This is a genomic window from Bradyrhizobium diazoefficiens (assembly GCF_016612535.1).
GTDB classification, from domain to species: domain Bacteria; phylum Pseudomonadota; class Alphaproteobacteria; order Rhizobiales; family Xanthobacteraceae; genus Bradyrhizobium; species Bradyrhizobium diazoefficiens_C.
This window is the reverse complement of sequence record NZ_JAENXS010000002.1, coordinates 975,277-999,726: the sequence shown is the minus strand read 5'-3', so window position 1 is coordinate 999,726 and position 24,450 is coordinate 975,277. Positions and strand designations below refer to the sequence as shown.

The window sequence follows — 24,450 nt, the reverse complement described above, 5'->3', positions numbered from 1 at the left end:
CGCCGAGGCTCTCAGCTCAGCTCGGCAGCGGCGGCCGGCTTGCTGGCTGCTCGATCGGCGGCGGGGAGGGCGGCTGTTCGGCCGCCTGCGCGGACTCCGGCTTTGCCAGCGGCTCGACAACATTGCCGCCCTTGTAGACTCGGGCGTAGCGGTGGCCGAGACTGGTCAGCACCTCATAGCCGATCGTGCCGAAATGATGTGCCAACTCGTCGACGGTGATGCCCTCGCCGAGCAGCGTCACCATATGGCCGCGCCGTGCCGCGTTCGGCGGCAGATCGGTGATGTCGATCGCGATCAGGTCCATGGAGACGCGGCCCGCAACCGGGCAGCGTTTGCCGGCGACGATCACCTCGGCGCCGCGGGTGCCGTCATTGGAGCTGGCGGCGCGGAAATAGCCGTCGGCATACCCGACCGCGATGATCGCGAGCTTGGTCGGCCGTCGCGCGGTCCAGGTGCCGCCATAGCCGACGCTCTCGCCGCGCTCGATGGTGCGGACCTGCACGATGCGCGCCTTCAGATCCACCACCGGCTGCATCGGATTGTCGGCCTCCGGCGTCGGATTGACGCCGTAGAGCGCCGCGCCCGGCCGCACCAGGTCGAACTGGAAGGGGGCGCCCAGGAAGATTCCTGACGAATTGGCGAGCGCCGCCGGCACGCCGGAGAATTCGCTGGCGATGCCGCGAAAGGCCGCGAGCTGCTTGGCGTTAACGGGGCTGTTGAGCTGCTCGGCCGAAACCAGATGGCTCATCACCAGCGTAATGCCATGGTCGCCGGCATTGATGCGCGGGATGATGGCCTGCGCCTCGGCAAGCGTCAGCCCGAGCCGGTTCATGCCGGTGTCGATGTGGATCGCGGCGCCGCCGGACCAGCCGGTGCGGCGGCAGAACACGTCCCATTCGGCGAGTTCGTTGAGATCTCCGATCACGGGACGGCAGTTGATCTTGGCGTAGTGCTCGCCGGTGGTCTGGAAATAGCCGCCGAGCACATAGATCGTGGCGTCCGGCACCGCTGCACGGGCGGTGCGCGCTTCCTCGATGGTGGCGACGAAGAAGGTCTTGCAGCCGGCCTTGTTCAGCGCATGCGCGACCTGAGCAGTGCCGCAGCCATAGGCGTCGGCCTTGATCACCGCCGAGCACTCGGCTGGCACCGCTGTCTTCTCGAGCTTGCGCCAGTTGGCGATGATGGCGTCGAGATCGACGATGAGCACGCCACCGTAGGCTGCGAGCGCGGCAGCCTGATTGGCCTCCGCGGAAAGAAGGCCGGATTGCTGGATCATGTTCGGGTCGGACGCCAATGTCATGGCGCCGTTTTACGCAAGAGGCTCGCGGGGTTCAAGGAACTCAGTAGTCGCTGCCGCTACGATCCGGCAATTGAGCGTCAGACGCGAGGTCGCCGAACCGCGTGACCGAGGCTTCGAAGGCCAGATCAACGGTGCCGGTCGGGCCGTGGCGCTGCTTGCCGATGATGACTTCGGCCTTTCCGTGTGCAAGACTCATGTCGAGCTGCCACTTCTCGTGTTCAGGCGTGCCCGGGCGCGGCTCCTTCATGGCGAGGTAATACTCCTCGCGGTAAACGAACAGCACGACATCGGCGTCCTGCTCGATCGAGCCCGATTCACGCAAGTCGGAGAGCTGCGGCCGCTTGTCGTCGCGCGACTCCACCTGACGCGAGAGCTGCGACAGCGCGATCACAGGGACGTTGAGCTCCTTGGCTAGCGCTTTCAGGCTAGTCGTTATCTCCGTGATTTCCTGGACGCGGTTTTCGCTCCGCTTGCCGGAGCCCGACAACAGCTGGATGTAGTCGATCACGAGGAGATCTAGGCCCTTCTGCCGCTTGAGCCGGCGCGCGCGCGCCATCAGCTGCGCGATCGACAGACCGCCGGTCGCGTCGACATAGAAAGGCAGCGATTGCAGCTCGATCGAAACGTGGCGGATCTTCTCGAAATCGCCTTCCGTGATGCCGCCGCGGCGGATGTGGGACGAGGGAATGCCGGTGCGCTCGGCCACGATACGCGTCGCGAGCTGGTCGGCCGACATTTCGCAGGAGAAGAAGCCGATCACGCCGCCATTGGCGGCCTTCATGGTGCCGTCGGCCTGAAGTTCTGCGACATAGGCTTGCGCGACGTTGTAGGCGATGTTGGTCGCCAGCGACGTCTTGCCCATGCCGGGACGTCCCGCGACGATGATGAGATCGGAATGCTGCAGGCCGCCCATCTTGGTGTCGAGATCCCGCAGGCCCGTGGAGATGCCGGACAGTTTTCCGTCGCGCTGGAACGCCTTTGCCGCGAGATCGACGGCGACCGCCAAAGCCTGCGAGAACTTCTGGAAGCCGCCGTCATAGCGGCCGGACTCGGCGAGTTCGTAGAGCCGGCGCTCGGCGTCCTCGATCTGCGCCCGCGGCGCGAAATCGACCGGAGCGTCATAGGCGACATTGACCATGTCCTCGCCGATGCCGATCAGATCGCGCCGCAACGCAAGATCATAGATGGTGCGGCCGTAATCCTGGGCGTTGATGATGGTGGTCGCTTCCGCCGCGAGCCGCGCCAGATATTGGCCAATGGTCATGCCGCCGACGTCGGTATCCGCGGGCAGGAATGTCTTCAGCGTGACGGGCGTGGCGATCTTGCCCATCCGGATCAGGCTGCCGGCTGTCTCGTAGATGGTCTGGTGCAGCGGCTCGAAGTAATGCTTCGGCTCCAGGAAGTCGGAGACCCGGTAGAAGGCATCGTTGTTGACCAGGATCGCGCCCAAAAGGCTCTGTTCCGCCTCGATATTATGCGGTGCGCTCCGATAAGCGGGAGTTCCGGGTTCCGGCGCGAGTTTGAGGACGTTCGAATCAGTCAGGGCCATGGTCGAGCGATAGCAATTTTCTGGGGCGGATGCGGGGCCGGGATAAAGCGCCGCCTCGGCCCAAAGCGGAAGCAAAAGCTCGTCGCTATCAACCGATCTTAAAAGCGGTGGATGATTAGCAGCCGCAGCATGCGCCACGCTTGACGGATTTTCGCGGAACTCGCCCGGACCGGAAGTGGCCGCGATCGCGCCACGGAAAAATCCGGATGCAGTGAACCTAATGAATTGAGGCGCAGACGTATTTGAGAGCGTGCGGCGAGGCGCGCTGGCGCGCCCGGTCGGGTTCAGACCAGCAGGAGATAGACCAGCGCAACCAGGGCCGCGCCGACGCCGGTGGCGATCAGGGCGTAGTCGGTGCGGAGGTCGTCCTGCACATCGAATGAGGTTTGGGTCTCTTTGCTCATGGCGACGGTCTAAGCCAGAGCCGACGAGAGGAATGTGAACCAGATCACATCTCCCCGGATTCTTTCGGGGGTAGGACAGGGAACAGGCGGGCGGCCCGGGGATTATTTCTCCGACCCCCAAGGAGACAAGGATGCGGCCAGGACGGCAGCCCCACATATGGCGAAGCGAGGCAGCCAGCCGGCTTTGGCTGTCGGGGCTGATCGCCGCCATGGAGCATGCCGCGCGACCGGAACAGCGGCGCCTGCCGGTCGCACCTGAAACCTTGGCAGAACTGCGCGCCCAATTGGCGTTTCCAGCTTCTTTCCCGATCTCGCCGATTTCGACCCTGCGTCACTAGAGCGTTTCACTTTTTGACTGAAGCATAACCCGCATTGGCGAAGTAGTTTGCGCATTCGCGAGGCTGGATGTCCTGGACGAGTTGGCCGATGTGGCGCCAAGTGTCCTCGACGGTGCGCTTCTGAGCCTGCCTCATCCAGTGTTTGATCTTGGCGAAGGCCTGTTCGATCGGGTTGAGGTCGGGCGAGTATGGCGGCAGGTACCAGAGCCTGGCGCCAGCGGCCTGGATCATCTGCCTGACAGCTTTCGACTTGTGGCTTCCGAGATTGTCGAGAACGACGATGTCGCCTTCGCGCAGGGTTGGCAGGAGAAGATGCTCGACATAAGCGCGAAAGCATTCACCGTTGATCGGCCCGTCGAAGACGCAGGGTGCCGTGAGTTGGTCATGGCGGAGCGCGCCGAGGAATGTCAGGGTTCGCCAGTGGCCGTGCGGCGCGAAGCCGCGCAGGCGGGCCCCTTTGGGACCCCAGCCCCGCAACGGGGCCATGTTGGTCTTGATCCAGGTCTCATCGATGAAGACGAGCCGGCCCGGATCGAGCCCGGCCTGCCAGGATCGCCAACGTTGACGCCTGCGAGAGATGTCTGTGCGAGCCTGTTCAAGGGCGAACAGTGTTTTTTTTGAAGCGTAGCCCTTCTCGGCGCAGGAACAGCCAGACCGCGTTGTGCGAGACCTTGACCCCGCGGGCTGCCAGTTCCGCCTTCAGACCATGTAGCGTCAGGTGCGGCGTCTGAGTGATCCGCTCGACGATGAAGGCGCGGTGCGGATCGAGCACAGGCTTGCGGTGGCCGCCCATCTTGCCGGGCACAACCGAGCCGGTCGCCCGCTGCCGCTGTGCCCACTTCACAACCGACGAGACCGCAACGCCGAACCGCTCGGCCACGGACCGGCAGCTCTCGCCCGCCAAAACCGACGCCACTACTCGCTCGCGAAGATCCAGGGAAAGAGGTCGGGTCATGCGATGCTGGCCTCCAATCCAGTCAGCATCTTGAATCACAAACCGCCAAAAGCTGGAATCCCCTCCGATTCAATTAAGCAATGAAACGCTCTAGAACTCATTCACCGGCGAGCTTGAGCCTCGGCCTTGCGCCGCCCTCGAGGGCGCGCAACCGGGCTTCCTCGCGGGCGATATAATCGCGGGTCATGGGGACGACGCCTTGGCGCCGGGTGAGCTGGAGCTGGAAGTTCATCATGTCCTGCTTGCGGAACGTCATCTCGCAGGCGGCGAGGTAGAACTCCCACATCAGTGCGAAGCGCTCGTCGTAGAGCTGCACGGCCTCCTCGCGCCGCGCCATGAAGCGTTCCCGCCAGGCTTTCAGCGTCTCCGCATAATGCAGGCGCAGAATCTCGACGTCGCAGACCAGCAGGCCGGCGCGCTCGATCGAAGGCAGCACCTCCGACAGGGAGGGGATGTAGCCGCCGGGGAAGATGTATTTGGCGATCCAGGGATTGGTCGAATCCGGCCCCTGCGAGCGACCGATCGAATGCAGCAGCATGACGCCGTCCTCGCTCAGCAACTCGGCGCAGCGCTGGAAATAGGTATCGTAGAACTTGGCCCCGACATGCTCGAACATGCCGACCGAGACGATCCGGTCAAATTGGCCGTCGATGTCGCGATAATCCTCAAGTAAGAAGCGGGCCTGTCGCATCAGGCCCTTCTCGGCGGCGCGCGTGTTCGCGACCTGCAACTGCTCGGTCGACAGCGTGACGCCGGTGACGTCGGCGCCTGCGATCTCGGCGAGATAGAGGCCAAGCCCGCCCCAGCCCGAGCCGATGTCGAGCACGCGCTGACCACCATTGACGAGCAGCTTTGCGGTGATGTGCCGCTTCTTGGCGAGCTGTGCGTCGTCGAGCGTGGTGTCCGGCGTCTCGAAATAGGCGCAGCTATATTGCTTGTCGGCATCGAGGAAGAGGGAATAGAGCCTTGCGTCGAGATCGTAGTGATGTGCGACATTGCTGCGGGAGCGCGAGCGCGGATTGAACTGCTGGAGGCGGCGCGTGAGATAGCGCAGGTGCCACCAGGGCTTTGCCCAGCGTGGCAATAGGTCGGGTTGATCGAGCAGGATCGCAAGCGCATCGGCTATGCTGCCACGCTCGACGACGAACTCGCCATCCATGTAGGCCTCGCCAAGTCCGAGCTCGGGATTGACGAGGACCTTCCTTTGTGCGTCGGCAGTGACGAAACGGACTACGACCGGCTCGCCGGAGCCGTCGCCGACAGTAAATTTCATCCCGCTTGCCGTGGTCACCGTCATCGACCCGCGGCGGATGAAGTCGGACAAGAACGTACGCAACAAGCGGTCCATCGACACACACCTCTCGAGCGAACCCGAAAAGAAGCGACTAAACCCGGCCCTCACACATTCACGCTTGGAAATTATGATAGTTCCAATGCGGTCGCATGTAAATTTAGGCAGCCTGTCCCCAGATCGCTAATGCGTTGTGTTCAAACCCGATATTCGAAAATCGCGGGATTACATGCTTGATGAGTGCGCTTCCATTCGCGGCGCAATCGGCTAAAAGGTGACCGCCGCCGCGCTCGCATGCCGGCCGTATCTGTCGGATTTCAATGGAGATGATGGGAATGTCGAGCCGAGCGCTCAGTCTCGCCACGGTGCTATTTCTGATCGGCTTCGGCGCCACCGATGCCGCTCTCGCGCAGGCGACGAACCTCGAGGCCGGCAAGGCCCCATCCCAGATCTTCGCGCAGACCTGCAATGCCTGCCACAAGAGCCCGAGAGGCCTGTTGAAGACGGTGGCGCCGGGTTCGCTGCCGGGTTTCCTGCGTCAGCATTACACGATCAGCCCGGACATGGCCGGCGTGCTGGCCTCGTACCTCATTTCCAACGGTGCCACCGACGCCCGCTACCAATCCAAGGATGGCGGCAAGGACGGCAAGGATAAGAAAGACGGCGCCAAGGAGAAGGAAGCCAACACCAATCCCGGGCAGTCCCCCGAACATCAGGGCCGCCGCCAGCGCTCGCACGAGGCCGCCAAGCCTGAGGGCGAGGGCGCCGGCCCTGCGCCTGAAGGTCGTCAGAAGCGCACAGCGCGGCCGAGCGAGGAGGGCGCCAAGGAAGGTGCGAAGGAAGGCGCCAAGCCCGAGGCCACCACCGAACAAGCGCCTGCGGGCCGCAAGAGCAAGCGGCTGAGCAAGCGCGGCAAGCCGGAGACTGAAGACGCTGCGGCGCCAAAGGTTGAGCCCAAGGTCGACTCCAAGATCGAACCCAAATCTGAACCCAAATCTGAACTCAAGTCTGAGCCGAAGAGCGAGAGCGCCAAGGTCGATTCCGGCCACGACGAAGCCAAGCCCGACAGCGCCAAGCCTGCCGAAAACCCGGCCGAGGCCAAACCGGAGAGCGCCAAGGTGGAGCCGAGCGGAAGCGAGGCGCCGCCGGCGTTGCGCCCCGATCCGGTGCCGCAGGTAACGCCGGCAGCGCCGGCGGTTGCCTCCACGCCAGCTGAATCGGCTGCACCGAAGCCCGCCGCCGCTACCGCTTCCGAGCCCGCCAGGAGCAGCAGCTCCGAGCCTGCAGGCAAGCCGGCAGAGGCAGCGCCGTCCGCGCCCGCCGCGGCTCCGTCTCCTGCGCCCGCCGAGTCCTCCGGTCCACCGACTCCGCCGATCTCGCGATAAACAGACAATCTCGTCGATCTGCGAAGGCCGCGCGTGGCGCGGCCTTCGCATCGTCTTGACCACCGTTAGAGTATAGCTCTAGAGTATTACTCTAGGAGCGATCGATGTCATCCGGCGTGCGCGACGATTTGTTGGCTGCGGGGCTCGCGGTATTCGATCGGTCGGGCTTCGAGGGCGCGACGGTCGCCGCCATCCGCGCCAAGGCTCGGGCCTCCAACGGCAGCTTCTTTCATGCCTTCAGTTCCAAGCAGGAACTCGCCGGCGCGCTGTTTCTGGAGGTGCTGCGGCACTATCACGCCGCGATGCTCGCCGCGCTCGATCCGGTCCCCGATGCGGCGCAGGGCATCGATCGCCTGATCCGCGCCCACCTCGACTGGGTCGTGTCGAGTCGGCGCGAGGCGCGTTATCTCTTCGAAATCTCGCGCGGCGAGTGGAGTGAGGACGTCCGCGACGCCCAGCGCACCCAGAATGCGCGGCTCGCTGAAGGGATCGAGCGCTGGCGCGCGCCGCTGGTTGCGCGTGGCGAGCTCTTGTCGATGCCGGCCATGATGTTCGTCAGCCAGCTGATCGGCCCCGCGCAGATCTTCTGCCGTGCCTTTCTCTCCGGGCGCGACCGCGCCGATCCGCGCAGTGAAGTCGATACGCTGATCGCCTGTGCCATCCGTGCGCTGGTGCCGCCCGGCCGTGCCAACAACCAGGAAGGAGTGGTGTCATGAGCAATGAACCCGATCCCGAGTTCATACCGATCGCCGAGCGCATCCACGCCAATGTCGGCCGGCAGGGCTTTATGAATCTCGTCGGAGCCGAACTGTCGGAATTGTCGCGGGGCACCTGCACGATTGCAGTCGAGCGCCGGCCGGAGTTGCTTCAACAGCATGGCTTCTTCCATGGCGGCGTCACCGCCTTCCTGGTTGACAATGCCACGACCATTGCGGCGGCGACCTCGCGCGGCCAGCCGGCGTTGACGGCGGAATACAAGCTCAATCTACTATCGCCGGCGGTCGGCGACAAACTGATCTGCCGAGCGAGGGTGATCAAGCCGGGACGTCAGGTCTCCGTGGTCGCGGCCGACGTGTTCTGCGTCAGCGACGGTGTCGAGAAGCATACGGCGACGGCGCTCGCCTCGATCGCGATGCTGAGCGAGGACGTGGCCGCAAAAACGAAAAGCCCGGCTGCCTGAGGCAGTCGGGCTTCGTCGTCGCCTGCGTGAAAGCAGGTTTTACTTCTCGGTCTCTTCCGCAGCCGGGGTCGGCTCGGCATCGTCGTGCTGGGCTTCCGGATCGAAGAACTCGCCAGCGGCGGCGATCGCTTCGGCGGCCGCGTCGCGGTCCTCGTTGCGGGTCGAGATGTCCTCGCCGCGGTTGATGCGCTCGGCCTCGTCCTGGCTGCGCGCAACTGTGACGGAGACCTCAACCTCGACTTCGGGGTGGATGGCGACGGTGATGGTGTGCTTGCCGATGGTCTTGATCGGCGCGTCGAGCTGCACCTGCGGACGGGACAGCGAAACGCCGTCGGCCTCGAAGGCAACAACCACGTCACGCACCGTGACCGAGCCGAACAGGTGGCCGGCTTCCGAAGCCTGACGGATCACGATGATGTTCTTGCCCTGGACCTTTTCGGCGATTTTGGACGCCTCGCCCTTGCTCTGGAGATTGCGAGCCTCGAGTTCGGCCTTCATGCCGTCGTACTTGGCGCGGTTGTCCGCGGTGGCGCGTAGCGCCTTGCCGCGCTTGAGCAGGAAATTACGGGCGTAGCCGTCGCGAACCTTCACGACTTCGCCCATCTGGCCGAGCTTGCTCACGCGTTCCAGCAAAATGACTTCCATATTTGTTCTCCTTTGAAGTGCTCTGGGTTTTCAGTTTCGGGTTTGATTTAAGATGTCGGCAATGGCGGCGGTTGCCGGTTGCGCAGGAAGCGCTCGCGGAAGCCGAACACGGCATCCGCGAGGCCGAGGGCCACCATCGCAATCACCGGCCAGCCGAACACGACGACCACGACATAGGTCGAGCCAAGCCAGAAAGTGCGGCTCTTCAGCGCCAGCGTCAGCGTATGCAGGACGGCGAAACCGGTCAGCGCGTAGGACATCATCAACGCTGCCGTAGCGATCTGCGCGACGATCGCGAGCAGGCCGCCGGTGAAGCAGAGAGCGAGCGCGACACAGAGGCCAGCGAGCGTCGTCGCCGGCAGTTCGGCCGTCATCAGGTCCGGCCAGGGGCGTCGCAGCCGGCCCGACGTCGCCGTCACCTTGGCGCTGAGCCAGAGACTGAGGGTGAGCGTCATCATCGAGACGATGGTGGCGGCGGCCGGCGCGATCGTCACGAGAGCGTCGATGAACTGGTCGCATTCGCTCGGGGCCTGCGGGTCGGCGGCGTGCAGGATGCGGATCAGGCCGCGCTTCAGCGTGCCGGTGATGGCCTCGGCGTCGGTGCCGAGTGTGAGCAGGGCGGCGATCGTGGTCAGCATCGCGAAGCCCGCAATCCACAGCAGGATGCGGCCGACTGGGTACCATTCGATATCGGGTTCGGCCCGCGCTTCGGTGGCAAGGGGAGAGGTCGCGCCATCCACCTGCCGGCCGAGCAGCACGAGATGGCCGAGCCACCAGGCCGGCAGCGCAACCGTGACGGCAAAAGCGAGGCAGTAGGGCAGTCCGAACAGGGCGCCGAGGCCGAGCGCGGCGGCAATGCCGCCGAGGCTCGCGCAGAGCGGACCCCAGCCGATCGAGGCAACCATCAGCGGCAGCGGCGCGAGATAGAACAGGACGAGCGAGATCAGCGCGCCCGACACGATCGAGGCGAACATCAGAGCCGACGCAGCGCCGGCGACCAGGGCTATCAGTCCAAATACCATCATCAGCTGTCCCGCTCCCTTCGAGCGGTTAGAGGCGTTTTGCCCCAACCATCGGCGACCGGACGACCCGGAAGCCTTATGAGTTCAGAAAGTCACGACCGGCGGCGTGATCGCCGCCGGTCGAATTCGTCTTAACGAATGACGTAGGGCAGCAGGCCCAGGAACCGCGCGCGCTTGATGGCGCGGGCGAGCTCACGCTGCTTCTTCGCGGACACCGCGGTGATCCGGCTCGGCACGATCTTGCCGCGCTCGGAGACGTAACGCATCAGCAGCTTGGAGTCCTTGTAGTCGATCTTCGGAGCATTCGCGCCCGTGAACGGGCAGCTCTTGCGACGACGGAAAAACGGGCGGCGTGCACCAGCTTCAGCCATTGTTCTTACTCCCCATCCGTCGTGGTTTCAGCGTCTTCACGCGGGCGGCGCGGGCCGCGGTCCCCGCGGAAGCCACCACCGTCGCGATCGCCACCACGGAAACCACCTTCGCGGTCGCCACGGAAGCCGCCGCCTTCACGGTCGCGGAATCCACCGCCACGGTCGTCACGCTCGCGATCGCGGTCGGCCTTGCGCATCATCGCAGACGGGCCTTCCTCAAGCTCTTCGACGCGGACGCTGAGATAGCGGATCACGTCTTCGCTGATGCGCTCCTGGCGCTCGATCTCGGCGATCGCCGCGGACGGCGCGTCGATGTTGAGCAGCACGAAGTGCGCCTTGCGGTTCTTGTTCATGCGGTAGGTGAGGGAGCGCACGCCCCAATTCTCGGTCTTGGTGACCTTGCCGCCGAGACCCTCGACGATGCCAGTCATCTGCGCAGTCAGCTCTTCGACCTGCTGCGTGCTCGCGTCCTGACGCGCGAGAAAAACATGCTCATAGAGAGCCATGGTGGTCCTTTCCTCATGTTGGCGCATCGCCCGGCGTCAAGCCCTTAAGAGGCCTTCGGAAAGGACTCTGGGATTAAGCTCAGAAGGCGGAAACACGGGACGACGGGCCGACTGGCCCTGCCACACCAAGATCACGAATGATTTGCTGAGACCGTCCGTTCAGCTCCCGGCCGGGGTCTGCGGATGCGCGCGTTATACGGATTTTGGCCGGCTTGGCAAGGTTCGAGGGTCGTGTTTTCGGCCCGGTCGGTTCCGGGGCGCCGAATTCGGGATCAGTCCTCCCATACCGCATCCGGCTTGATCTATTTGTTTGTATGTCATACAAATAAATCAAGACGGAGGATGCGATGGCGGAAAAGTCGGCCCAGGAGCCGTTTGAAACGGTTGGCGACCCGAAGCACGCGGCGCGCGCCACGCGCTCGGCGGGCCGCAAGATGCGTTCCCTGCTGCTGGATGCGGCGAGCCCGCTGTTTCGGGAGCGGGGGCTTTCCGGCACGGCGATCATCGACATCGCAGCCGCGGCGGACGCGTTCCCGAGCCAGATCACCTATTACTTCCGTACCAAAGAGGCGTTGTTCGTCGAATGCGCCTGCCGCGATCTCTTGTATCTGGCGCGCGCGACCGAGCAGGCGGCGCTGAAGGCGCGCACGCCGCGGGAATACACCCACGCGCTGGCCGAGACCGTGACGGCGAGCGATTCGATCGCTTTCTTCGCCGAAGCGCTGACGCTGACGCGGCGGCGCCAGGATCTGGCGCCATTGGTCGAGCGCACCATCGAGCGCCTGCACAGCGAAGGCGCGCGCGCCTATGCGGGCCAGGTGGCACGACACGGTTGGCGCTCGCTGCGCGCGCCCGACGAAAGCTCGCGGCGGTTCTGGGCCGTCGCCATCGGAATCATCCTCGAGGGCTACGCCATGGGTCGTTCGCCCGAGGCGCTGTGCGCCGAAATGTTGCGTGTGCTCGGCGAGCAGGCGAAATCCCCTGGCGACACGGCGCGCCTGCGTCTGGTCGGCGAACGCGACGCATCAAGCCATTCGAATGAGGAGGGGTAGGCCATGACCGCGCTTCGCATGCGTGCCCGCGATTTCCTGACCGACGATCAACTGGCTGACGTGCGCCAGCGCGCAACCTGGAAGGGCGCGGCGCTGATCGCGCACGCCTGGGCACTGATCATTGGTGCGATCGCGCTGGTGGCGTGGTGGCCCAATCCGATCACCTATGTCCTCGCCGTCGCCATCATCGGCTCGCGTCAGCTTGGGCTCGCGATCCTCATGCATGACGGCGCGCATGGCTGCTTGTCCTCGGACGAGAAGACCAATCTCACGCTGAGCCAGTGGTTCTGCGCCTATCCCCTGTTTGCGGAGACGCGCAGCTATCGGCGCTATCACCTGCAGCATCACGCGCGCACCCAGCAGGAGGACGATCCTGATCTGGTGCTGTCGGCGCCGTTTCCGATCACCAGGCTGAGCTATCGCCGCAAGTTCATTCGCGACATCACCGGGCAGACCGGCTACCAGCAGCGCAAGGCGCAACTCTTCAACGCGCTCGGGCCGAACGATTGGCCGTGGCGGCAGCGCGCGGCGCATTTTTGGGAGAAGCTCGGTCCGCAATGCCTCGTCAATGCAGCGATGTTCGCGGCGCTTGCGGCGGCCGGCGTGTGGTGGGCCTATCCGCTGCTATGGCTGGTGCCGCTCGTGACCTGGATGATGGTCATCACCCGCATCCGCAACATCGCCGAGCACGCCGTCGTCCCTGATAGCGGCGATCCCTTGCGCAATACGCGCACGACGCATGCGAATTTTCTCGAGCGTCTGTTCATTGCGCCGTACTACGTGAACTATCACCTCGAGCATCATCTTCTGTTCTACGTGCCCTGCTACAATTTGCCGAAGGTCCATCGCCTGCTCAGCGAGAGCCGGCACGCGGAGCGGATGGAGGTGCAGCCGAGCTACGCAGCGGTGCTGCGGCTCGCGACCGCGAAGCCCGATCGGGATGATCGTCCCGGCAAGTTGGTGAACAGCGCGCGCCGCGCGCGGGCCGGGGCGTCGGTCGACGCCAGCCAGACCAACGGCGGATTCTGAGGGGACCCGAATCCCTGGTTGAATGCAGCCTGAGTTGCCTATCTCGGCTTGACATTCCGGCCTCGGACGTTGTCTACGGCCCTTTCGGAGCATGATCGGGAACCAAGGCGTGGGCCGGACGTAGTCGGCTGCCGGTTCTCATAGAACATTGCTCAAGCGATCGAGGGAGCGCCGATGACGGCAGCATTCACATTTCCGGGGCAGGGGTCCCAAGCCGTCGGCATGGGCAAGGCCCTGGCTGAGGCCTTCCCGGTGGCGCGCGCCGTATTCGACGAGGTCGATGCCGCGCTCGGGGAAAAGCTCACGGCCACGATCTGGGACGGCCCTGCCGAAACCCTCCAGCTCACCGAAAACGCCCAGCCGGCGCTGATGGCGGTGTCTGTGGCCACGCTGCGCGTGCTCGAGGCAGAGGCTGGATTTTCCGTGGGGCGGGACGCTGCCTTTGTCGCCGGCCATTCGCTCGGCGAATATTCAGCGCTGGCTGCGGCCGGCAGTCTGACGATCTCCGACACCGCGCGGCTGCTTCGCACTCGCGGTCTCGCAATGCAAAAGGCCGTACCGGTCGGTGCCGGCGCCATGGCCGCGCTGCTCGGCCTCGATTATGAAGCGGCCATGGAGGTCGCCAAGGAGGCGGCTCAGGGTCAGGTCTGTCAGGCCGCCAATGACAATGGTGGCGGGCAGGTGGTCGTCTCCGGCGACAAGGCTGCGGTCGATCGCGCTGTCGAGATCGCCAAGACCAAGGGCGCCAAACGCGCGATGCTGTTGCCGGTGTCCGCACCGTTCCATTGCAAGCTGATGCAGCCCGCTGCCGACGCCATGGCGGAGGCGCTGTCCCAGATCACGATCAAGGCGCCGGCGGCGCCGCTGGTCTCGAACGTGCTGGCGAGCGCCATCACCGATCCCGACGCTATCCGGCGCCGTCTGGTCGAACAGGTCACCGGCACGGTGCGTTGGCGCGAGTCGGTCGCCTATATGGCGGGGCAGGGCGTCACCCGCTTCTTCGAGATCGGCGCGGGTAAGGTGCTGACGGGGCTGGTCAAGCGCATCGCCGACGGCGCGATCGGCGTTGCTGTGGGCGGTCCGAACGACATTGCCGCCGCCAAGGATGCACTGGCCGCTGCGAAGCAGGGGTAAGTTTGCGCACGATCTTTCCGGAAAACCGCTACACACTTTTCCTGATCGTGCTTTGAAGGAGTTTTTCCATGTTCAACCTGACTGGCAAAAAGGCGCTCGTCACCGGCGCGACCGGGGGCATCGGCGGCGCGATCGCGCAGGCGCTGCACGCACAGGGCGCCATCGTTTCGATTTCGGGAACGCGGAAGGAAGTGCTGGACGAGCTTGCCGGCAAGCTCGGCGAGCGCACCTATGTACTGCCCTGCAATCTCTCCAAGGCCGACGAGGTCGAGGCACTGGTGCCCGCGGCAGAGGCCGCGATGGGCCAGGTTGACATCCTCATCGCCAATGCCGGCATTACGCGCGACAATCTGTTCGTTCAGCTCCGTGACGAGGATTGGGACGAGGTCATCAACGTCAATTTGACCTCGACCTTCCGTCTGGCGCGCGCTGCGACCAAACTGATGATGCGCAAGCGCTTCGGCCGTATCATCGCCATCACCTCGGTGGTCGGCGTCACCGGCAATCCCGGGCAGGGCAATTACACCGCCTCGAAGGCCGGTCTGATCGGCATGATCAAGACGCTGGGTGCCGAATACGCCAAGCGCGGCGTCACCGCCAACTGCATCGCGCCCGGCTTCATCAAGACACCGATGACGGATGCGCTCAACGACAAGCAGCGCGAGACGATTCTGACCAAGGTTCCGGCCAACCGCCTGGGAACGCCCGAGGACATTGCGGCAGCCGCCGTCTACCTGAGTTCGAACGAAGCGGCCTACGTCACCGGCCAGACCATCCACATCAACGGCGGCATGGCCATGATCTGACGCGCCGTTCTGCACTGCCCACATGGGCAGGGCCGGATGCGGCAAACGGCCGTTTCCGGAGCGAATCGAGGCGTGTAGTCAAGGCAGTTGAAGTATGTTAACCGGGCGTTCAACGGATGGGCAAAGAACGCCATTGCAGGTTTTTGAAACCCTGTATATTGGCGATGCGGAGCCTTGGCCGTCGTTCGCCGGGATTCCACCGGTTAAGGTGGGGCCAAATCAAAGTTCGTAAGCGAAGGCAGTCAACGACCACGACGGCTCGTATCGTCCCGGGGGGTCGGGTCTACAGGGAACAACACGAGGTTATGCAATGAGTGACATTGGCGAGCGGGTTAAGAAGATCGTGGTCGAACACCTTGGTGTTGAACCCGAGAAGGTTGTCGACGCAGCGAGCTTCATCGACGACCTCGGCGCCGACAGTCTGGACACCGTCGAGCTGGTGATGGCGTTCGAAGAAGAATTCGGGTGCGAGATTCCGGACGACGCTGCGGAGACGATTCTCACCGTCGGCGACGCCACGAAGTTTCTCGAGAAGAACGCGAAGAGCTAAGGCTCTTCATTTTCGCGGGGACAACATTGAAACCGGACGGGCCGCTTCGCAGCGGTCAGCCGGTTTCTTGTTATTGGCCGTGAACCTTTCGATGCGGAGTTTTCAGATATGAGGCGGGTTGTCGTCACGGGTCTCGGCATGGTGTCGCCACTCGGCTGTGGCGTCGAGCCGACCTGGAAACGCATCCTCAACGGCGAAAGCGGTGCGCGCAAGATCGAGAGCTTCGATGTCTCCGATCTTCAGACCAAATACGCCTGCACGGTCGTGCGCGGTGACGGCACCAACGACACCTTCAATCCCGATATCTGGATGGAGCCGAAGGACCAGCGCAAAGTCGACGACTTCATCATCTTCGGCATGGCCGCGGCCGGCCAGGCGCTCGACGATGCCAACTGGCATCCCGAGACCGAGGAGGACAAGTGCGCGACCGGAACCATGATCGGTTCCGGTATCGGCGGCCTCAACGGCATCGCCGACACCGCGATTCTCCTGAAGGAGCGCGGGCCGCGCCGGGTGTCGCCGTTCTTCATTCCGGGCCGGCTGATCAATCTGGCCTCCGGCTATGTCTCGATCAAGCATGGGCTGAAGGGACCGAACCATTCGGTGGTCACGGCCTGCTCGACCGGCGCACATGCGGTCGGCGATGCCGCCCGCCTGATTGCGTTCGGAGATGCCGACGTCATGGTCGCCGGTGGTGCCGAGTCGCCGATCGGCCGTATCGGCATTGCCGGCTTTAACGCCGCGCGTGCGCTGTCGACCGGCTTCAACGAGACGCCCGAGAAGGCCTCACGTCCCTACGACAAGGACCGCGACGGGTTCGTGATGGGCGAGGGCGCCGGCGTCCTCGTCCTGGAGGAGCTCGAACACGCCGAGCGCCGCGGCGCGAAGATCTATGCCGAGGTGATCGGCTATGGTCTCTCGGGCGATGCCTATCACATCACCTCGCCGGCGCCCGATGGCGACGGCGGCTTCCGCAGCATGGCGGCCGCGCTCAAGCGCGCCGGCCTCTCGGCATCCGATCTCGACTACATCAATGCGCACGGCACCTCGACGCCGCTCGGTGATGAGATCGAGCTCGGCGCAGTGGAGCGCCTGCTCGGCAGTGCCGCGTCCAGGGTCGCGATGTCCTCGACCAAATCGTCGACCGGCCATCTGCTCGGTGCGGCCGGCGCGATCGAAGCGATCTTCGCTATCCTCGCGATTCGCGATAATGTCGTGCCGCCGACGATTAATCTGGACAACCCGTCGGTGAAGACTGCGATCGATCTCGTGCCGCATAAGGCGAAGGCACGCGAGGTCAACGTCGCGTTGTCGAATTCTTTTGGTTTTGGCGGTACCAATGCATCGGTGATCGTCCGCCGCCTGGCCCAATAGTTTGTGTTTGCGACGAATCCACCGTTTTGCCGTATTCGGCGATAGTCATGTCTGTGGGCGTGTGCATTTGGCTCGGCAAGTGATTGTCAGGCTGCGATTGAACCGGCAGGATTCAGGTTGCTTCGATGAGTGAAAGGCCGCCCATTTCGCCCCGGAGTCCGCGGGCAGCGCTCGAGCCCGAGCAGGTCCCGCCGCCGCCGAAGCGTTCGGAGCGGGCGCGCAATCCCTTCGTCGTGGTCGGCAATGCCATCATCACCCTCCTGCTGATCGCCATGCTCGGCGCCGGCGGCGTCTATTATTACGGCCGGCAGGTGCTCGAGGCGCCGGGGCCGCTGAAGGACGACAAGATCGTCAACATCCCGCAGCGTGCCGGCAAGCGCGACATCGCCGAGACCCTGAACCGGGAAGGCGTCACCGACGTCAATCCGTGGATCTTCATTGCAAGCGTCGCCGCGCTGAAGGCGAGCTCCGATCTGAAGCCCGGTGAATACTCGTTCCAGAAAAATGCGTCTCTGCGCGACGTCATCGGCACCATCGTCGAGGGCAAGGTGGTGCAGCATTCCGTCACGATCCCGGAGGGCCTGACCTCCGAGCAGATCGTGGCGCGGCTGTCCGACAACGACATCTTCACCGGCAGCGTGCGCGAATTGCCGCGCGAGGGCACGCTGCTGCCCGAGACATATAAGTTCCCGCGCGGGACCCCGCGCGACCAGGTGATCCAGCGCATGCAGCAGGCGCACAAGCGCGTGCTTGCGGAGATATGGGAGCGCCGCAGCCAGGACGTTCCGATCAAGACGCCGGAGCAACTGGTGACGCTGGCCTCGATCGTCGAGAAAGAGACCGGCAAGCCGGATGAGCGCAGCCGAGTCGCGGCGGTGTTCGTCAACCGCCTCAAGCAGAGGATCAAGCTGCAGTCCGATCCCACCATCATCTACGGCCTCGTCGGCGGCAAGGGCACGCTCGGCCGCCCGATCAAGCGCAGCGAGATCACGCAGCCCTCGCCCTACAACACCTATGTGATCGAAGGCCTGCCGCCGGGCCCGATCTCCAATCCCGGCCGCGCCTCGCTGGAGGCTGCCGCCAACCCGGCCCGCACCCGCGACCTCTATTTCGTCGCCGACGGCAGCGGGGGGCATGCCTTCACCGAGACCTACGACGCGCACCAGAAGAACGTCGCCAAGCTGCGTGCGATGGAAAAGCAGATCCAGAACGACACGGTCGAGCCGGCCGACGAGCCGCAGGCGCCGGCGGCCGCGGATACCGCGCCGACCGCGACCACGCCAGCCAAGCCAACCCAGCAGAAAAGGCCGCCGGCCCGCGCTCCCGCCCGGCAGGGCGCGGTGCAGCTGTCGCCGCCGGTGATCCAGCGCTAGCGCAGGCCTGCCTACGGGACTTTGCGGATTACACTTTCCTGCAAAATAGTCTTAAGATTCGCGTGGCCTGATGGCCTCGCGAATCCTGTGTTTCCGGAGAATTTGACCTGATGGCGCTGTCGTCCATGACCGGCTTTGCCCGAAGCCACGGCGCTAGCGGGCCGTATACGTTCGAATGGGAATTGAAGTCGGTCAACGCCAAGGGCTTTGACCTCAGGGTGCGGCTGCCGCAGGGCTTCGACGAGTTGGAGGCCTACGCCAAGAAGCGCGCCGGCGAGCTGCTGTCGCGCGGCACCGTCTATGCCAATCTCACCGTCAAGCGCACCAATGCCGTCGCCTCCGTCCGCGTCAATGAGGACGTGCTCAACGCCGTGCTGAAAGCCGCCGCCGTCATTGCCGGCAAGGTCGACGCGGTCGCGCCGAGCGTCGATGGCCTCCTGGCCATCAAGGGCGTCATCGAGGTCGCCGAACCCGAGGGTGACGAGGAGGAGGACAATGCGGCGCGCACTGCCGTGGCCGAAGCCTTCGACAAGGCGCTCGCCGAACTCGTCGAGATGCGCAAGCGCGAGGGGACTTCGCTGGGGCAGATCCTGACCCAGCGGGTCGACGAGGTCGAGCAGCTGGCGAAAAAGGCCGAAGCCGCGCCTGGCCGCAAGCCGGAAGCGATCAAGGCGAGGCTCGCCGAGCAGATCGCCGCGCTGCTGGACACCTCCGACCGTTTCGATTCCGACCGCCTGATGCAGGAGGCGATCCTGATCGCCACCCGGGCCGACATCCGCGAGGAGCTCGACCGCATCGCTTCGCACATCGCGCAGGCGCGCGAGCTGATCGGCAAGGGCGGACCGGTCGGCCGCAAGCTCGATTTCCTGGCGCAGGAGTTTCACCGCGAGGTCAACACCTGCTGCTCGAAGTCGAACGACATCGAGCTGACCAATACCGGGCTCGCCATGAAGAACGTGGTCGAGCAATTTCGCGAGCAGGTCCAGAATCTGGAGTGATCGATGACGATTGGCGGTCACGGAACTGACGGTGTCGAACGGCGCGGGCTGATGTTCGTGCTGTCCTCGCCGTCGGGCGCAGGCAAGACGACGCTGTCGCGGCTTCTGATCGACCGCATGCCGGGGCTGAAAATGTCGGTGTCGGCGACCACGCGGGCGATGCGGCCCGGCGAGGTCGACGGCCGCGACTATCTGTTCGTCGACAAGCCCCGCTTCGACGCCATGGTGAAGGGCGACGAGCTGTTGGAATGGGCGACCGTGTTCGACAACAGCTACGGCACGCCGCGCAGCCCCGTCGAGGCCGCGCTGTCGGCGGGGCAGGACGTGCTGTTCGACATCGACTGGCAAGGCACCCAGCAGCTGCGCGAAAAAGCGCGCGCGGACGTCGTCAGCGTGTTCATCCTGCCGCCCTCGGCCGCCGATCTTGAGAAGCGGCTGCATTCGCGCGCGCAGGATTCCGACGAGGTCATCCGCAAGCGCATGAGCCGTGCCAGCCACGAGATGAGCCACTGGGCCGAGTACGATTACATCGTCATCAACCACGATGTCGATGAGGCCTTCGCCGAGGTGCAGTCGATCCTGAAGGCCGAACGCCTCAAGCGCGAGCGGCGGATTGGCCTCGTTGGTTTTGTCCGAAATCTGCAAGGTCAGCTTCAAGGCTAAGCTGCGACAGCCGCGGCCCCTCGCTCGCCAGCCGTTCCAGCATCGCCGTGATGATGTCGATGTTGATGTCGGCGACGGTAGCCTCCTCATGCGCATCCGCTTCGTGCGCGTCTGCATCGCGATCGGTCGTTTCTTCCTCATGGCTGGCGGCGACGAGCTGAGGCGCTGGGCCCTCGATCTCGAACTCCCCGTCGAAGAACTCGATCTCGGCCTCGTCCGGTTCTGCTGCCGCAACCTCCGCAGGAAGGGCCTGCGCCGCGATTCGGCCGATCGCATCGACGAATGCGGCGAGTTGCGGGGCTTGCGGGCGCACGGCGTCGAAGTCGACCGGATGCGGCCGTTCTGCGCGTGGCGCAGGCGCTGCGTTGAGCCACGGCGCGTGGCTGTCGTCGTGATCCTGCCGATGGTCCCAGTTCACGCGGCGATCGGCGGCCCGCGCACGCACACCGGCGAAGCGGTAGATCACGGAGGCGATGACGCCGGCGAGCGCCAATGCGCCGACGATGACGAGCAGCAATGTCGGGAGCGAGCCGGTCGTCTTGTCGGCGGTACTATCGGCCACGGCGAGCGTCACCGGGGCAGGGGATGCGGCGGGCGCCACGCTTGGCTGCGTGTCGGCGGCATCTTGTGCCGGCTGCGGCGCAGTCGCCGTCGTCGAGTCCGGCCAGCGCGCCGGGACGGCAGGCTGCTGCGCTTCGCTGCTGGCGGCGGGCGCCGGCTGAGTTGACGGCGATACTGTCGCCGCTGCTTGCGCCGGCTGCGCAGCTTGCGCGGCGTTGCCCTGCGGCGCGATGTATTCGGCGCGCGCATTCTGCACCGATTGCGGCTGCGGTGAATCCGGTTGCGGCGTGCTGCTCGCAGTCTGCGTCGTCGTCGCGGCCTTGGCGCCTTCGGCGCGCAGATACCAGCATTGCCGCTTGGTCGCGCGCTCGAGGCGATAGAACCAATGCTGTCCCTGCGGCGCGACTCCCTTCGGCGAGGCGAGGCAGTCGCTCGCGGCATTCGCCGTGTTCGCGACCGCACTGGGTGCGCTTGGCGCGTTCTGCGCGACGGCCAAAGGCGCACCGGCAATGATGCTGCCAATCAGCACGGATATGAACTTTGCGGTGCGGTTGCCCATCCTGGTCTCCCGGTTACGCATGACGCAACTCGTTACCTTTCCTTTCTCAACAAAGAGTTAGGTGGCAATGAGCCGCAAATCCGGAGAGGATGTGGCCTGAATCGGGCCTCGTCGGCGGCCGTTCCTTCGCCAAATAAGGCATTTTCGGGAGCATCGCCGCGTGTTCGAGGTCCATGTTCCCGGGCTGCCTGCCGTTGGCGCGGGGGGACGGTTTTGGAATCGCCATGCTATCGCGTTCTCGCGGCGGATTTCGCCCGAGCCTTGCTTTGGTTTCATCGCCCCTTTTGGCCAAAGGGCGCAGGGAAGGCCGGGCGCCGGCGGCACCCGAGATCCGTGCGCAACAGCAATGCACACGGAGTGGATCACAGGTGATGCCGGTCGCCCGGCCTTCCCTGCGCGGATGGTTTTAACGGTGTCCTTCGAGCTCTCCCCGGGGAGCGATGCACTATTGCCCCCGTCGCCTTGCGGATGGCTGATGCGCGCGCCCGGTCGGGCCGCCACATCACCGCAAGACTTGACGCACAGACTCCGGGCGTCAGGACCACACGACTTCTCCGTCCGCGGACGGTCTCGCCTGATCGCCAGGGGCTCGCGTGTGCTCACCCCCGGTAACCGACGAACCCGCTGTGACCGCGCCGTGTCGTGCCGCGTCGCGTGAGACTCACGGTTGCCCGCCCTGTCTCATACGTTGCGCGCCGGCGCTACCGCGTCCACCGCAACCCGGCCCGCATCTCGTGACGATCGCGAAGCGCCCCTTTGGCAAGGGCCGGGATGAGGGGTGTATGCCACAAATCCGAAATTCTGGAAAGTAGAATATTTTCGCTGGGAGGGGTTGACGCGGTGTCTGGTGTTTTGCCCGACGGGAGCTGGCCCCGGTCCGCTGAGCCCCGGCGCTCGATCGCACTTAGCCCGTAGGATGGGTTGAGCCCTTGCGAAACCCATCACTTTTGTTTCCGTGATAGCGTTTCGCTTTGACTGGATATCGTCGCAACCCCGTCCCGGGTGGATGCTTCTTCTTCACCGTCAATGTCAATCTGCCGGAGCGGAGGCTGTCGCTGCTGACGGATCATGTCGATCTGCTACGTGCGTCGTTTCAACAGACGCGTCTGCATCATCCGTTCACGGTCGATGCGGTTGTTGTATTGCCCGTCATGTGAAGCTCGGCAACTATCCGGCCGATTGGGGCGGCGATTGATCGGAGGACGACCATGATTACGGAAAACGGCGGTAGTAAAGTGATGGGTTTCGCAAGGGCTCTGCCCATCCTACGGGTTGGTCGTCTCGGGGATCCGGGATATCGCCAGCCTCGATTCGAGGAGTGCAACGATGACGCGGATTGCGGCAAGGCTTTCAATGACCGGATTGGTGGCGACCTGTCTGGGCGCTGGCGCGGCATTGGCGGCAGCAAACAAACCGGACCCGAAATTTGTATGGCCGAAGGACAACCGGTTCACTTGCCGCGGCATCCTGGCCGAAGAGCAAGCTGCGCTTCAGCTGACACCGGATCAGAACATGCTGACGTGGTGTGATGCGGATATCGATGACAAGGATAGAAGCCGCGTATTGAGTATCTGCAAATTGGGAGATCACTGTGAGATCAAGGGAACAATCAGAGGGCACGGGACCTTTGGCTGGGTCGCAATAACCTCAATCACCCTGTCGAGATGAACTGGAAGCGATGGGCTTCGCAAGGGGCCTACTCATCCTGCAGGCTACGGGCTCGGGCTACGGGCTACTTCCAGACCCGCGCCAGCTTCAGCGCGACAAGTCCCAACACTCCGCTGATCAATCCCACCATCGCGTAGGATTGCGTGAACACGCCGGTTTGAATGAAGACCTGGCATGCGATCGCGATGCAGATCGCGGCGAGCAGCAGGCAGGCGCCTGCGACAATGATCGACAGGTAGCGTATCGCGGTTGCGACGGGCCTGGCGGAAAATGCGGGATCGGTCATGTGGGATGACAACGGCGCAGCCGCCGTCGCGTTCCGCCGTCGCGCATGCGCAAGAGCATCACTTGCTTGCGCAGCAATCGACCAGCGCGCGCCAGATGCGCTGGATCTCGACCGTCCTCTGGAGCTCGAGGACGTGGTTCGCACTCGCGTGGGAAGACTTTGTCTCCAGTCGGGGTTTGCGCGGTGCGATCCAGCGCTCGGATATGGGATCATACCATTTGCCGAGATCGACCAAGTTCGTCTCTCCTGTCTTCGGTCCCCCTGGTTCTGACGACAAGTCAACGCGCTTGAGACGCGCAGGGTTCCAACTCGAGGTCAGGGACGGCCGAGCACTTCGCCGAAATGATTCTTCACCGCGCCGTTGCAGGCGCAGGCGCTGGCTGCAAGCGCGGGCGCATCGAGGATCAGGATGGCGCCGCGTCGCGTCGCGAGGATGCGCCGCGCCTTCAGCATCTGGATGACGCGGCTGGCATAGCTGCGGGAGACGCCGAGCATGCTGGCGAGCTGTTCGTGGGTGAGGGGGATCTCGTCAGCGCCGATGTGCTCCTGCGCCGCAATGATCCATTTCGCCGCGCGCTGCTCGATCGAATGCGCGGCGTTGCAGGCTGCGGTCTGCAACAGTTGCGCGAGCTGGCAGGCGGCGTAGCGCGCCAGCAGATCCTGGAGGCTCGCCGATCTCTGCTGCGCCTGTTCGAGCGCGCCCAACGGCAGGCGCAGAACCGTGCCACCGACCTTCACGACGATGCGCGCATAGGCGAACGACGGGCCGCGGCCAGCGGGCAGGCCGACGGCGCCCTCGCGGCCGACCAGCAGGCTTTCGACCTCGCGATCGTCCTCGACCGGCACTGCGAATGACACGAAAGCGGGGCCGCAGGGGAAGTGGACGACAGCGATGCTGTCGCCGGCATGATGCAGGATGTGACTCGCAGGCAGTTCGACCGATTGCAAATGAGGGGCGAGCAGCTCGAAATCATCGGTGTTTAGCTGCTGGAGGAGCTCGTTCTTGGGCCGGCCAGTCACGCTTGTTCTCTTGTCTGCCGGGAATCGGCACCGAAGAGAACCCTACGTTTCCGCGGAGGAACCGACGGTTCCAAAGTGCACACAAGGGCCTTGCGGGAAATCAAAAAAAGATGGCGTTGTCCACTGGGGAGCATCCCGCGTTGCAAAGGGGCCACGCGCCGAACTCTGTTCTGGTCCGGAGAACTACGGAATTTCCGTTAGCCGAGGCGGGCCTCGCGCCCGGCCGACTGGTTCAGGTGCCGGTACGCGTCGATCGCCCTGTTGGCGAGCATCAGCGGCCGGCGCTCGCCGGTTTTGAGCTGCGCTTCGATCGCATCGAGAAGGATGTTTGCGGAGACGTCAGGCGGGCCGAGCTCGCCGCTCTTCTCGAGGAAGCTCCAGGCGATGAAGAATGCGCTCTCGACGGTGCAGCGAATGGACATGCGCTGCCA

26 protein-coding genes and 1 pseudogene are annotated in these 24,450 nt (G+C 64.4%); 14 read left to right on the top strand and 13 right to left on the bottom strand.

Annotation, left to right across the window (positions count from 1 at the left end; all coding sequences use genetic code 11):
• Positions 1-16: 16 nt before the first annotated feature.
• The 4 genes from alr to JJE66_RS21610 all read right to left on the bottom strand — a co-directional run bounded on the left by alr (position 17) and on the right by JJE66_RS21610 (position 5,894).
• On the bottom strand, positions 17-1,294 hold the full coding sequence (gene alr / locus JJE66_RS21625) for an alanine racemase (protein WP_200518644.1): 1,278 nt from the start codon (positions 1,292-1,294) through the stop codon (positions 17-19).
• A gap of 46 nt (positions 1,295-1,340) precedes the next feature.
• Positions 1,341-2,849: a replicative DNA helicase gene (locus JJE66_RS21620; protein WP_200516526.1), complete on the bottom strand. Its 1,509-nt coding sequence runs from the start codon at positions 2,847-2,849 to the stop codon at positions 1,341-1,343.
• Positions 2,850-3,597: 748 nt separating this feature from the next.
• Positions 3,598-4,546 (bottom strand): IS630 family transposase gene (locus tag JJE66_RS21615; RefSeq protein WP_200516525.1). Its coding sequence is split into 2 segments (ribosomal slippage): positions 3,598-4,209 and positions 4,211-4,546, totalling 948 coding nucleotides; the frame shifts between segments, so codons are not numbered across the junction.
• A gap of 97 nt (positions 4,547-4,643) precedes the next feature.
• Complete coding sequence (locus JJE66_RS21610) at positions 4,644-5,894, bottom strand: cyclopropane-fatty-acyl-phospholipid synthase family protein (protein WP_200516524.1); 1,251 nt, start codon at positions 5,892-5,894, stop codon at positions 4,644-4,646.
• A 278-nt stretch (positions 5,895-6,172) separates the two neighbouring features.
• Here JJE66_RS21610 and JJE66_RS21605 point away from each other — a divergent pair, with 278 nt between their 5' ends.
• From JJE66_RS21605 to JJE66_RS21595, 3 genes are all read left to right on the top strand, one after another.
• Positions 6,173-7,222 carry a hypothetical protein gene (locus JJE66_RS21605; protein WP_200516523.1) on the top strand — a complete coding sequence of 350 codons (1,050 nt, stop codon included), beginning with the start codon at positions 6,173-6,175 and terminating at the stop codon, positions 7,220-7,222.
• Positions 7,223-7,326: 104 nt separating this feature from the next.
• The gene (locus tag JJE66_RS21600) at positions 7,327-7,938 is read left to right on the top strand and encodes a TetR/AcrR family transcriptional regulator (RefSeq protein WP_200516522.1); all 612 of its coding nucleotides are present in this window, start codon (positions 7,327-7,329) and stop codon (positions 7,936-7,938) included.
• On the top strand, positions 7,935-8,402 hold the full coding sequence (locus tag JJE66_RS21595) for a PaaI family thioesterase (protein WP_200516521.1): 468 nt from the start codon (positions 7,935-7,937) through the stop codon (positions 8,400-8,402). The genes JJE66_RS21600 and JJE66_RS21595 overlap by 4 nt, the downstream gene beginning before the upstream one ends.
• 39 nt (positions 8,403-8,441) lie before the next feature.
• Here the strand turns inward: JJE66_RS21595 and rplI are convergent, their stop codons facing one another.
• From rplI to rpsF, 4 genes are all read right to left on the bottom strand, one after another.
• Positions 8,442-9,047, bottom strand: coding sequence for a 50S ribosomal protein L9 (gene rplI / locus JJE66_RS21590; protein WP_200516520.1), 606 nt, complete (start codon positions 9,045-9,047; stop codon positions 8,442-8,444).
• Positions 9,048-9,094: 47 nt separating this feature from the next.
• Complete coding sequence (locus JJE66_RS21585) at positions 9,095-10,072, bottom strand: hypothetical protein (protein WP_200516519.1); 978 nt, start codon at positions 10,070-10,072, stop codon at positions 9,095-9,097.
• 128 nt (positions 10,073-10,200) lie between these two features.
• On the bottom strand, positions 10,201-10,440 hold the full coding sequence (gene rpsR / locus JJE66_RS21580) for a 30S ribosomal protein S18 (RefSeq protein ID WP_007592020.1): 240 nt from the start codon (positions 10,438-10,440) through the stop codon (positions 10,201-10,203).
• 5 nt (positions 10,441-10,445) lie between these two features.
• Entirely contained in the window at positions 10,446-10,946 is a 501-nt protein-coding gene (rpsF, locus tag JJE66_RS21575; RefSeq protein ID WP_027535223.1) for a 30S ribosomal protein S6, read from the bottom strand.
• Positions 10,947-11,293: 347 nt separating this feature from the next.
• Between rpsF and JJE66_RS21570 the strand changes: the two genes are divergently transcribed.
• The 9 genes from JJE66_RS21570 (at position 11,294) to gmk (ending at position 19,925) form a co-directional block, all read left to right on the top strand.
• Complete coding sequence (locus tag JJE66_RS21570; protein WP_200516518.1) at positions 11,294-11,998, top strand: TetR/AcrR family transcriptional regulator C-terminal domain-containing protein; 705 nt, start codon at positions 11,294-11,296, stop codon at positions 11,996-11,998.
• A 3-nt stretch (positions 11,999-12,001) separates the two neighbouring features.
• Positions 12,002-13,027, top strand: coding sequence for a fatty acid desaturase family protein (locus JJE66_RS21565; protein WP_200516517.1), 1,026 nt, complete (start codon positions 12,002-12,004; stop codon positions 13,025-13,027).
• A gap of 174 nt (positions 13,028-13,201) precedes the next feature.
• Positions 13,202-14,161, top strand: coding sequence for an ACP S-malonyltransferase (gene fabD, locus JJE66_RS21560; protein WP_200516516.1), 960 nt, complete (start codon positions 13,202-13,204; stop codon positions 14,159-14,161).
• Positions 14,162-14,229: 68 nt separating this feature from the next.
• Entirely contained in the window at positions 14,230-14,967 is a 738-nt protein-coding gene (gene fabG / locus JJE66_RS21555; RefSeq protein WP_200516515.1) for a 3-oxoacyl-[acyl-carrier-protein] reductase, read from the top strand.
• A gap of 310 nt (positions 14,968-15,277) precedes the next feature.
• Positions 15,278-15,517 (top strand): acyl carrier protein, encoded by a 240-nt coding sequence (locus JJE66_RS21550; RefSeq protein ID WP_008130699.1) that lies wholly within the window; start codon positions 15,278-15,280, stop codon positions 15,515-15,517.
• Positions 15,518-15,625: 108 nt separating this feature from the next.
• Entirely contained in the window at positions 15,626-16,891 is a 1,266-nt protein-coding gene (fabF, locus tag JJE66_RS21545) for a beta-ketoacyl-ACP synthase II (protein WP_200516514.1), read from the top strand.
• Positions 16,892-17,016: 125 nt separating this feature from the next.
• Positions 17,017-18,264, top strand: coding sequence for an endolytic transglycosylase MltG (gene mltG, locus JJE66_RS21540; protein ID WP_200516513.1), 1,248 nt, complete (start codon positions 17,017-17,019; stop codon positions 18,262-18,264).
• Between the two features lie 110 nt (positions 18,265-18,374).
• On the top strand, positions 18,375-19,262 hold the full coding sequence (locus tag JJE66_RS21535) for a YicC/YloC family endoribonuclease (RefSeq protein WP_200516512.1): 888 nt from the start codon (positions 18,375-18,377) through the stop codon (positions 19,260-19,262).
• Positions 19,263-19,265: 3 nt separating this feature from the next.
• On the top strand, positions 19,266-19,925 hold the full coding sequence (gene gmk, locus JJE66_RS21530) for a guanylate kinase (RefSeq protein WP_200516511.1): 660 nt from the start codon (positions 19,266-19,268) through the stop codon (positions 19,923-19,925).
• Here gmk and JJE66_RS21525 read toward each other — a convergent pair.
• Positions 19,858-21,045 carry a hypothetical protein gene (locus JJE66_RS21525; protein WP_200516510.1) on the bottom strand — a complete coding sequence of 396 codons (1,188 nt, stop codon included), beginning with the start codon at positions 21,043-21,045 and terminating at the stop codon, positions 19,858-19,860. The genes gmk and JJE66_RS21525 overlap by 68 nt on opposite strands.
• Before the next feature lie 971 nt (positions 21,046-22,016).
• On the opposite strand from JJE66_RS21525, the pseudogene JJE66_RS38975 reads away from it, so the two are divergent.
• Positions 22,017-22,193: pseudogene (locus JJE66_RS38975) on the top strand (transposase); the annotation flags it as partial.
• A gap of 178 nt (positions 22,194-22,371) precedes the next feature.
• On the top strand, positions 22,372-22,713 hold the full coding sequence (locus JJE66_RS21520; protein WP_200516509.1) for a hypothetical protein: 342 nt from the start codon (positions 22,372-22,374) through the stop codon (positions 22,711-22,713).
• 64 nt (positions 22,714-22,777) lie between these two features.
• Here JJE66_RS21520 and JJE66_RS21515 read toward each other — a convergent pair whose 3' ends face one another.
• The 4 genes from JJE66_RS21515 to JJE66_RS21500 form a co-directional block, all read right to left on the bottom strand.
• Entirely contained in the window at positions 22,778-22,999 is a 222-nt protein-coding gene (locus JJE66_RS21515; protein WP_200516508.1) for a hypothetical protein, read from the bottom strand.
• Between the two features lie 58 nt (positions 23,000-23,057).
• Positions 23,058-23,234: a hypothetical protein gene (locus tag JJE66_RS21510; RefSeq protein ID WP_200516507.1), complete on the bottom strand. Its 177-nt coding sequence runs from the start codon at positions 23,232-23,234 to the stop codon at positions 23,058-23,060.
• A gap of 80 nt (positions 23,235-23,314) precedes the next feature.
• The gene (locus tag JJE66_RS21505; protein ID WP_200516506.1) at positions 23,315-24,019 is read right to left on the bottom strand and encodes a Crp/Fnr family transcriptional regulator; all 705 of its coding nucleotides are present in this window, start codon (positions 24,017-24,019) and stop codon (positions 23,315-23,317) included.
• Between the two features lie 197 nt (positions 24,020-24,216).
• Entirely contained in the window at positions 24,217-24,441 is a 225-nt protein-coding gene (locus tag JJE66_RS21500) for a hypothetical protein (RefSeq protein ID WP_200516505.1), read from the bottom strand.
• Positions 24,442-24,450: the final 9 nt, after the last annotated feature.